The sequence below is a fragment of the Desulfonatronovibrio magnus genome (assembly GCF_000934755.1).
Classification (GTDB): Bacteria; Desulfobacterota; Desulfovibrionia; order Desulfovibrionales; family Desulfonatronovibrionaceae; genus Desulfonatronovibrio; species Desulfonatronovibrio magnus.
The window spans coordinates 1-10292 of record NZ_JYNP01000098.1 but is presented as its reverse complement, the minus strand read 5'-3'; the positions used below and the strand labels follow the sequence as shown (position 1 = coordinate 10292).

At 48.0% G+C, this 10292-nt stretch carries 6 protein-coding genes; 5 read left to right on the top strand and 1 reads right to left on the bottom strand.

Annotated elements, in window-relative coordinates:
- The first annotated feature begins 385 nt into the window (after positions 1-385).
- The gene (locus LZ23_RS10185) at positions 386-1531 is read left to right on the top strand and encodes a serine hydrolase domain-containing protein (protein WP_157493186.1); all 1146 of its coding nucleotides are present in this window, start codon (positions 386-388) and stop codon (positions 1529-1531) included.
- A gap of 118 nt (positions 1532-1649) precedes the next feature.
- On the opposite strand, the gene LZ23_RS22575 is transcribed toward LZ23_RS10185, so the two are convergent.
- A complete protein-coding gene (locus LZ23_RS22575) occupies positions 1650-3320 on the bottom strand; it encodes a S8 family peptidase (RefSeq protein ID WP_052507295.1) in 1671 nt (556 codons plus the stop codon).
- 1131 nt (positions 3321-4451) lie between these two features.
- On the opposite strand from LZ23_RS22575, the gene LZ23_RS10165 reads away from it, so the two are divergent.
- The 4 genes from LZ23_RS10165 to LZ23_RS10145 all read left to right on the top strand — a co-directional run bounded on the left by LZ23_RS10165 (position 4452) and on the right by LZ23_RS10145 (position 10165).
- The gene (locus LZ23_RS10165; RefSeq protein ID WP_052507294.1) at positions 4452-5051 is read left to right on the top strand and encodes a DUF1819 family protein; all 600 of its coding nucleotides are present in this window, start codon (positions 4452-4454) and stop codon (positions 5049-5051) included.
- Complete coding sequence (locus tag LZ23_RS10160; protein WP_045213856.1) at positions 5048-5626, top strand: DUF1788 domain-containing protein; 579 nt, start codon at positions 5048-5050, stop codon at positions 5624-5626. The genes LZ23_RS10165 and LZ23_RS10160 overlap by 4 nt, the downstream gene beginning before the upstream one ends.
- 434 nt (positions 5627-6060) lie before the next feature.
- Positions 6061-9639 carry a BREX system P-loop protein BrxC gene (gene brxC, locus LZ23_RS10150; RefSeq protein WP_045213853.1) on the top strand — a complete coding sequence of 1193 codons (3579 nt, stop codon included), beginning with the start codon at positions 6061-6063 and terminating at the stop codon, positions 9637-9639.
- 205 nt (positions 9640-9844) lie between these two features.
- Positions 9845-10165, top strand: coding sequence for a HigA family addiction module antitoxin (locus tag LZ23_RS10145; protein WP_232300461.1), 321 nt, complete (start codon positions 9845-9847; stop codon positions 10163-10165).
- The last annotated feature ends 127 nt before the right edge of the window (positions 10166-10292 follow it).

Here is a 10292-nt window from a genome sequence, read left to right as displayed (position 1 = left end):
ATACTTTGAATTTATTACTTATTTGGTTTTAGTTACTTAGAAGCTCTTCACCTGGGCGGACCGGGACCGAACCTGTGAGTAACTTTACGAGTCTGTCACTTTTCTGGAAATTGGGACAGTCCCCGCGAGGTACTATAAAAAAGATTGATACTGCGTTGGTTCCTGGAAGAAATTGGCTTTAATGACAAAATTTACACAGCGAGGGACAGTCCCCCTCCGGGCTGTAAGCCTCCGGGCAGGAAGCTGTGCCAGGCGCAAAGTTCCCATCTTTGACGGAACTTTTCAGGCAAATGTGCATGAATCATAAGCAGAAATCGTAAAAATGTGAAAACTGTAACCAACTGATTTTATTATAAAAACGGGATTGTATTGGAGTACTCGAGCTGTGACGCACTTTCCTTTTTCACCATCGCTATACTGGATGCTCCTGCTGGTCCTTCTGTTTATGTCCTCAGGGTGCGGCGGCGGTTCAGGAAGTTCGCATGATGAAACCCGCCAAAAGGTAAATGATGCCCTATATAAAGTGATGGTCGACAACAACGTACCAGGCCTGGTGGCAAAAACCTCGCTTCATAACGATGAACCCTGGACAGTCGTTAAAGGCGTGGCAAACACAGCCACCAACGAGTGGATGAAAGCCGAACACAAGTTTAGAGTGGCCAGTGTAACCAAAACCTTTACCGCTTCGATGGTGCTTATCTTGGCGGATCAGGGAGAGTTAGACTTAGACGATACTGTGGGCAAATTCCTTCGCAATGTGCCAAACGGTGACCAGATTACTATCAGAATGCTTCTCAACCACACCTCAGGAATAAGAGATGAAGATCCTGATGGAGAGTTGCAACGGGCACTACGCGAGGAGCCTTTGCGGAAGTGGACGCCTTGGGAAGTGTTCAACACTTATACAGGAGGCAAGCCCCAGGGAAGCCCTGGCATGGAGTATGAATATTCCAATGCCGGCTACGTTTTGGCCGGGATATTGATCGAGGAAATTACCGGTAAAACAGTACAGAAGTTTCTTAAAGAAAGCATAACTGGGCCCCTTGAGCTTAATAACACCTACTTTCCCGAAGGCCCAACCATACGCGAGCCGCACGCGCATGGTTATGACGGCGATAAGGACGTTACCCATTCAGATTTATCGTGGGACTTCACGGCAGGTGCAATGGTATCGTCTGCCAGTGACCTTCACAAATGGGCAAGAGCATTTAGCTTAGGATACCTGCTGTCGCCTGAAATGTTTGCTGAACAAAAAACATGGGTCGACTTACCAAGAGGACGCGGCGAAATTAAGGGCGGCCTGGGGATGGTAAATCTTTTCGGATGGCTTGGTCATAGCGGCGGTAATATCGGTTGGCAGACGAATATGTACTACCTTCCTGAGCAGGATGCTGCCTTAGTAGTGTTAATGAATAAGCTGAGTTATGACGGTTCTGACCTGCTGGCGGGCCAGCAGGCCTTTGCCCGTGTTGCTGATGCCCTGGTTCCGGGATCACTCCCTCTTTGGTATCTTGAAGCTGTAATGCCGTAAAAAGTGTGTTATGTCTGTTCCTGTTGACTGATTTTTGCTGGTCCGGAGGTTTCCTTTTGAGTTCAGGCGTGGCCGGCATCAGTCATTTTACACCAGTAAAGTGCATATAATCAGGTACTTAAGGATAAGCCAGATGATCCACCGGTCCAAGCTCAACAGTATTTCCCTGCTCATCAATGAAAAAGGCCATGCCGTCATGTACAGCGAGGTAAACATTCTTGCCAGTATAGTGGCGATAAATATAGCCATCTGAAACCTGTGTGGGCGCGGGAAGAGGGAATAATATATCCGGATATTCCCTTTCCAGCCTGTTAAACAGCATGTCAGCTTCTTCTCTTGGAGAATAGAAATTGTCCACAAAGAGTCTTTTCTGGCTTCCACCATCAGGACACGGGGTTGTAATGGATACCCCGTGCTCGATCAGTCTGGAAAACAGAGCGTCTGGAGAGTCAAATGGTCTTGCCTGCCGCATGAGAGTCATGGCCCCTGCCACATGAGGCGCTGCCATGGACGTTCCATTCCATTTTTCATAATCTTCATCTCCAGAACCTACAGCAGACAGTATTTTCTGACCGGGAGCAAAAATATTGCCCATTGTGGGATGCCAATTGCTGAACTTAACCTCCATGTCCGATCTTGTGGAGGCCATAACCGTAATGGCGGGAGAAATACACGCCGGCGAATTGACATATCCGCAATACGTGTCGTTGCCTGAGGCAATAACAGTTGGGATACTGGCTTCCTTAAGCAGATTGATGGCCATATAACGGGGGTAATTGTTTTTATCGTCACAGTATTCACTGTACCTGCCCCCGCCCAGACTCATGTTTACTGCTCCGATTTTATATGAGTTGCGCAGGCTGTAAATATACAGCAGGGCAGCAACTATGTCACTGCTATTTGACATGATGCATGGATCATCCATGTCACACTCTTCAGGGGAATGGCCTGAAAAAATATTTACAGCGATAATGTGAGCGTCCTTTGCCACCCCAGTCACATTGCCGTCAGGGCTTAGGCCGGCAGCGGTTCCTGCCACATGAGTTCCATGGTCATAGTTCCAGAACTCATCAGAAAGATGAGCTGCAGAGCCTGGTCCAGTCATAGTAGTGGCCTCGTTGGGGCAGTGGCCGCGATCTGAAAAGCAGGCTTCAACAATGTCTTTACCGCTGAAGAGTTCATGGGAAGCTCTGATCCCGGTATCCAGGATAGCCACATACCAGTCTGTTCCTGTATAACCTCTGGCCCATGCTTTGTCAGCACCAATCAGGCTCATGACATCACTGGTTGTAAGTTCATCATCCTCAGAACCAGCAGATGGAGCAGACTCTACTGGAGGAGGTATGGGCAGGGGGGTTGGAGTATCCAGGAGGATTTGCTTAACTTGTGAATCAGAGCTAAATGCTAAGAAGACATCTCTGGAAATTTCCATGGCCAGCAATGGCAGGAAGTCAAACCTTCGATGAAGGGTATACGCCTGCTCCTTGCTTTTGGTGAGGCTTTCAAGGCGCTGGAGCAGCTGATCTCCAGCTCTATGTATTGCACTATTCAATGCAGCGTCAGCTTCTTCAGGAGTTTGGAAGGTTGTACCATCTTTGGCCAGAGCGGAGTCTTTGGTTAAGGCACTTATTCCCGGCACTTCAAACACAATAATAACTCTGGCCAGACCCTCTTCAGTTATGGCTTCCTGAGGGATGTCAAGCCAGCTTTGAATTTTTTCAGCAGAGGCTGAAGCGGAAATGCTTACACATAAAATGATCATCAAACCAGCCAATAACAACTTTTTCATGACATTAAAACCTCATCATTTGATTTAAGATTTGACTGCATAAACACCTTTGGCAGTTGCAGGAGTCCTTAGTGAAATTTGTCGCGCTGATCTTTTATATTTCACGGCGCAGGCAGAAAAAAAATAGTTACGGATATGTTTTTGCTGAATAAACTTCTATCCCACTTTTTGCAGGAGAATCAGATAGATTAATCCTTCTCAAACTTCACCCTGTTGGTCAAGAAAAAGCAATACAAAATGGATGTAAATCTTGCCGGCAATGCCAAGTTGGCAGAGCATACTTTAGTCTGCCTCAAAAATGTATGTTAACCTCCTTTTTCTCCATCTGTGAATTCCGGCAAAAGCACGAGGCCGTCAGTCAAAAAGCTGCTTACCGAGTGAAATATATGGAATTAGACAGGGACAGTGCAATTAGGCGCATATTGGAAATTTCAAACCAGCATGTTGTTTTATTTTCAAAGAGAGCCAGGAGGTTTTGCCCACGGAACATACGGAAGGACACCCCAGTGAAATAAGAAGAAATTTCACGGGGCAGGCGGAAGGAAAAAGTGATAATTTATCCTCCAGGGAAAAAGACTCCTGGCGGATAAGGCTTCGCCGCAAGGCGAAAGAATTTATTCCGTGCTTTTCCGTGTGTTCCGTGGGCAGTCTCTTTTGCCCTGAAGGGGCCACTTTTTCCTCGCAGGGTCGCGGAAAAAGCCTAGGCGCTTAGCACAAATTTCAAACCAACATGTTGGTCGTTACGGCAATTGTAAGTGGAGCCGGCATCCTGCCGGCTGTTTTGAAAAAAGGCCTGCTGGAAGCAGGCCCCACTTTACAAAGGCATAGCAATCAGTTGCCCGGAAGGGGCCTCTTTTTCCGCGCGGGGTCGCGGAAAAAGCCTAGTTACTTATCGCATCAAACCTGCATCAAAAAACAGGAAATTTTTTACATTGACAAGAGCAAAAATGTCTATGATTCAAATTCTTCAGCCTTCAGCCTTCAGCCTTCAGCCTTCAGCCTAAAAGTCTAATTATAGTTAAGGTTGCTCACTCGTTAAATCCTCACTAAAAAAATCTTTAAATTGATTTCTACCTTCTTCTAATATATCGGTTGCAGATATAATTCTATCAACCAGCCTGGAGGATACTTTTGTCCCCATCACGCTATAAAGGAGACCTGGTGGCAGGTGCCCTGCTTGTCAATGAGAGTTGGAAGATTGCCCGGCTGATGGTCGGGGGGCTTGAGAAAAATGAGCTCATGGAGAAGGTCATAAGAGACAATCTCCTGCAAAAGCGCAGTCCATCCAGCACCAAAAGACAGGCCAGTCTGATTGTAAACAGGCTCATGACCCTGCCCAAACCTTTCTGGAGCATGATCAGTGACGGTTCACATGATCAGGCAACCCAGGCCCTGTTTTGCGCAGCCATTAAGTACAGCCCAATCCTTGGAGATTTTGTCTCCACAGTTGTTGCCGGGAATATGCGGGTTTTCAAAAAAGAACTTACTCATGCCCAGTGGGATTCCTATTTTGAAGAACGAGCGGCCATTGATCCAACACTGGATTCCTGGTCAGAATCAACCCGGGGGAAAGTCAGACAGATAAGTTTCCTGATCCTGTCTCAGGCCGGAGTCATAGATTCCACCCGGGCAAGGAATATCCTGCCCTTCCATCTTCTCCCAACAATCAGGTTCATGCTTATAGAGCACAGTGAAGAATATATCCTGTCATGCCTGGAGGTATTTGAGTGAGCACAAACCTTGAACACCGCCTGAACAAGTTGATCGACAGGCTCCTTTCTCCAGAACTCCTGGCCGGTTCCGGCATAGGCAATGAGGTGGCCTTTTATATTTTTGATTACCCTCCGGAAGAGGAGATCAGGGTTCGCAAATTCATTGCAATTATCAAAGATCAGATAAGCAAGCGCAAACCAGACCTTTGCCTGGCCCATGTAGATCTGTTCCAGCTGGTTGTGGATTATCTGAAAGACCGCAAGATTCTGGATCTTTGCTATGACAAGCAGAAAAAGGAAGGAGATCAGGCCCTGCTCAGTGCGCTAAAGGACCCCCTGAACATCAAAACCAGACTTTCCCCATATTTTGTTCAAAAGGTAAAACCAGAGGCCCAGGATCTTGTTCTGCTCTCTGGCGTGGGCAGCGCCTGGCCTTTGGTCAGGACACACTCTCTGCTCAACAATCTCCAGAGCCATATGCAGAATAAACCTCTGGTTGTGTTCTACCCTGGCTACTACGATGGACTAAAGCTTCATCTGTTCGGCAGGGTCAAGGAAAAAAATTACTACCGGGCATTTCGTCTTGCTGAATAGGCTGAAGGTTAGAAGGCTGAAGGGGGAAGGCTGAAGGCTGAAGGCTGAAGGCTGAAGGGAAGGAGGCTGAAGGCTGAAGGGGGAAGGCTGAAGGAAGAAGGGAAGAAGGCTGAAGGTAGAAGGCTGAAGGTAGAAGGCTGAAGGGAAGGAGGCTGAAGGCTGAAGGCTGAAGGGGGAAGGCTGAAGGAAGAAGGGAAGAAGGAAGAAGAAGACTGGGAAGGCTCCAGCCTGGGGGCCAGGGGTGCAAGTGCTCTTTTATCTTCCTTCAGCCTTCAGCCTAATAGCCTTCAGCCTTTACACAGCCTTTACACAGCCTTTACACAGCCTTTACACAGCCTTCAGCCTAATAGCCTTCAGCCTTTATCAAGGCAGTTACTCACAGGTTCGATCCCGGCCGCCCGGGTGAGGCGCTTACAAAAAACGGAGAGTTACTCATGCAGATTAAGGAAATCTTTGCCAAAAACCTGTTTCGTCCCATCAATGGCGTGGTCAAGGCTGACCAGAGAGATGAGGACGTTGTCTGGCAGGAGCTTGAAGAATACGTTGTAACCAAAGAGCTGGACAGGCACTTCAGAGATTTCTTTGATGCTTTTGTCTATACCAAAAAAAACTCAAAGAATTCCATGTCTGCTGCCGACATAGGCGTCTGGATAGCCGGGTTTTTTGGTTCAGGTAAATCCCACTTCCTGAAAATCCTGTCCTATCTGCTTCAGAATATCCAGGCCCGCAACCCTGAGACCGGAGAAGTCAGGCAGGCTTTGAACTTCTTTGAAGAAAAGATTCAGGACCCCATGCTCATGGCCGACATCAAGCTTGCTACCTCCATGAGCATAGATACTGTCCTGTTTAATATCGACAGCCGGGCAGATGCAGATGACGGGCGTGGTGCAGTGCTCAAGGTTTTCTGGCGGGTTTTCAATGAAATGCAGGGTTTTTCCGGCGGTGCTCTGCATATTGCGGAGATGGAAAGATACCTGACCGATCAGGGCAAGCATGAGGAGTTTTGCCGGGTATATAAAGAAGTCACCGGATCAGACTGGCATGATGAAAGAGACGCCTTTGGCTTCAAGAGAGACCAGATCATTCAGTCCATGTCCAGAGTTCTGGACCAGAGCATGAAGTCTGCAGAGCAGTGGTTTGATCAGGCCCAGCAGAACATGGTAGTCACAGTGGAGAACTTTGCCAGGCAGGTCTGTAGTTACATAGAGAAAAAGGGAGATAATCACAGAGTAGTTTTTCTTGTGGACGAGGTAGGTCAGTTCATCGGCACAGACGGCAACCTCATGCTCAATCTTCAGACCATTGCCGAAGACCTGGGCCGCCTGTGTCAGGACCGGGCCTGGGTGGTGGTCACGTCCCAGGAAGATATCGACTATATCCTTGGAGACCTTAAGTCTTCCAAGACAAATGATTTCTCCAAAATCCAGGACAGGTTCAAGACCAGGATTTCCCTGTCCAGTTCCAATACTGACGAGGTTATCAATGCCAGGCTCCTTGAAAAGACCCCTGAAGCGGAAAGCCTTCTCAAAGATATATTCAGGGCCAAGCGTGATGTCCTGCTGAGTCAGCTGAGCTTCAGTGAAGACAGCGCCAGCCTTGTATCCTACAACAGCAGCAGAGAGTTTACTGCCTGTTATCCTTTTGCCGGGTTTCACTTCAAGCTTATCCAGAAGGTTTTTGAATCAATCCGCAAGGTCGGAGCCTCCGGAATGCACATGAGCCGAGGTGAGCGCTCCATGCTTGATGCCTTTCAGTCTGCAGCCAAAAATGTCTGTCAGTATGACACAGGCAGGCTTGTACCCTTATACGAGTTTTACCCGGCCATTGAGAGTTTCCTGGATACTTCGGTCAAAAAGACAATTGATCAGGCCCAGGACAATCCAGGGCTGGAAAATCCCTTTGATCTGCACCTGCTGCAGACACTTTTCCTGATTCGTTATGTGAACATTATGAAGCCCAAGGCTGAAAACCTGGTCACTTTGTTTATAGACCAGGTGGATGCAGACCGGCTGGCCATCAAAAGGGAGATTGAAGCAGGTCTGCAAAGGCTTGAAAAACAGACTCTGATCAGCCGCAACGGTGATCTGTATTTCTTTCTGACCAATGAGGAGCGGGTCATAACCGATGGGATCAAAAGAATGGAGGTCTCCAGCACAGAGGAAACCAGGCTCTTGTCAGAAGTTGTATTCAAGGAAATCTTAAAGGACCAGAAAGAGCACCGTTACAAGCCTTACAAAAGAGACTACGGTTTCAACCGTTTTCTGGATGGACACCCTCTGGGCTCCAAGCTGGACCAGGAGCTGAGCCTTGCCGTGCTTACCCCTTTGTCAGATGAGCATATTGCCCTTGGGGAAACCGGGATGCTGGCTCATACTGCACAAAATTCCGGAAGCATCATGATCAAGCTTGGCTCTGACTCAGGGTTGGAGCGTGAAGTCAGGCTTTACCTGCAAACGGAAAAGTATGTGCATAAAAACATGGACCTTTCCCTGCCTGCAGAAACCAAGAGAATTCTACGTGACAAACAGGATGAAAACAGGGACAGAAAATCCAGAATTGCCGGTCTTCTGGAAGAGCTTATTCTGCGGGCTGACTGCTACGCCCTGGGCCAGACACTGAACATCAAGGCCGCAAACCCGAGAGGGGCAGTGGAAGAAGCTCTGGAACACGTTATTCAGAATCTTTACAACAAGTTCAGCTATCTCAGCAGTCTTAGCGACAATCCATTGCAGGAAATCAAGGCAGTGGTCATGGCATCCGACTCGGCCAGAGAAAACGTGCGGGAGTCACTTAACTCTGTCAATAAAAACGTTATCAGGGAGGTAAGAGAGTACATTGATCTCATGTCAGGCAGAAACAGCCCTGTACTTCTTGGAGATCTGGCCAGGCATTTTGGCCGGCGGCCTTATGGCTGGCCTGAATGGGAGACTGTTCTGGCGGTTTCCAGGCTGCATGCGGCCGGGGAACTGAACTTCTTTGCGGACGGAGACAGTCTTGTCCAGCGGGAGGCCCTGGAATTCTTAAGCAAAACCAACAGGTGGAACAGCGTCAAGATAATCAAGCGCAAGGTTCCGTCTGCTGATGAGATTGCAAAGGCCAGAAAGACCGGACAGGAGGTTTTCGGCAAGATCGGACCGGACAGTGCCGACTCCCTTGAGGCCTTCCTGCGTCAGGAACTGGACCAGTGGCAGAAGAGTCTTGCCAGATATCATCAGCTGGCCAGGACAGGGGATTATCCAGGTCTTCAGGAAATTGATGACTGCCTGAAGCTTATCAGAAAACTTCTGGGCATAAACGATACCTTTGAGTTCATTCAGGCTGTCAACAGGGAGAAAGACAGCCTGAATGATGCTTCAGACGATATTCACACCTTGAATGATTTTTACACCAACCAGATTACAGCCTGGGAAAGTCTGCGGAAATCAATTTCCTACTTTTCCAGAAATGAGGCAGTGCTGGAAAAAAATGAACAAAGCGCGCCTGACCTGAAACGATTGCACCTCATTGCCCAGTCACCTGCTCCGTATAATATGCTCAAGGAAGTTGCGCCTCTGGTTTCCAGAATCACTTTGGTCAATGATCAGCTTTTACAGGAGCATAAGCAGGCAGCAGTCAACAGGGTTGATCCTGAAATTGAGTCCATCAGAAAGGAACTGGAGTCAGCTCCTGCCGATTCTGATTTTTCCAACAAAGTCCTGTATCCCCTGCAGCAGATTAAAGCTCAGATTGAGCAGGAAACAAGCATACCCAATATCTCCTATCTTCTGGAACGCTTTTCCAGTTCTTTTGATGATGCCTTGGATCAGATTGAAGAACATAAACACAAAGAGACTCCCGTAAATGGAGAGAAAGGTAAGCCAGACAAGGTTAGAACAGTCAGGAGTTTTAAAGCTGCTTCTGTTGCCACTAAACCCTATCTGGACAACGAGCAGGATGTTGAAGTCTTTGTCCAGGCCATGAGGCAGAAGCTCCTGGATGAGCTTAAGGGTAATGTTCGGATAAGGATACAGTAGGGGGGAAGACAGGCTGAAGGTGGGAAGGCGGAAGGCGGAAGTAATAAGGCTGAAGGCGGGAAGGCGGAAGGCTGAAGGTTAGAAGGCTGAAGGTGGGAAGGCTGAAGGTAGGAAGGCGGAAGGCGGAAGGAAGAGGAAGAAAGGCTGAAGAGGATGTGGCGCGTCACTTTCAAATTGAAAAAGGGTGATGCTATTGATGTAAATTATGAAGATTACCATTAATACAGAGGATAACAAAATGCGTATGCACAACCCGCCTCACCCAGGTGAAATAATTCGAGAACTATGCCTTGAACCCCTGAATGTTTCTGTGACCAAGGCAGCCCAAGCCCTTGGTGTTACCAGAAAAACTTTATCAGCTTTAGTAAATGGCCACTCTGGAATCAGCCCGGAAATGTCACTGAGGTTATCAAAGGTTTTTGGTCGAACACCAGAAGGCTGGATGCGTCTGCAGTTTCAGTATGATCTGTGGAAGGCCGCACAATCAGTCAATCTGGATGACTTGAAACCTCTGAAGGCAGCTTGAGGAAGGTGGAAGGTGGGAAGGCTGAAGGTGTTTAGGCTGAAGGCTGAAGGAAGACAGAAGAGAGGAAGGGCTGAGGGAAGATGGCTGAGGGAAGAGGAAGAAGGTCTACTAATATTGAAGGAAAAAA

What these genes read in the sequence shown, in the direction of transcription:
- LZ23_RS22575 (WP_052507295.1), bottom strand. Translation starts at nt 3,320, where the DNA reads ATGAAAAAGTTGTTATTGGCTGGTTTGATGATCATTTTATGTGTAAGC.
- brxC (WP_045213853.1), top strand. Translation starts at nt 6,061, where the DNA reads ATGCAGATTAAGGAAATCTTTGCCAAAAACCTGTTTCGTCCCATCAAT.
- LZ23_RS10145 (WP_232300461.1), top strand. Translation starts at nt 9,845, where the DNA reads ATGAAGATTACCATTAATACAGAGGATAACAAAATGCGTATGCACAAC.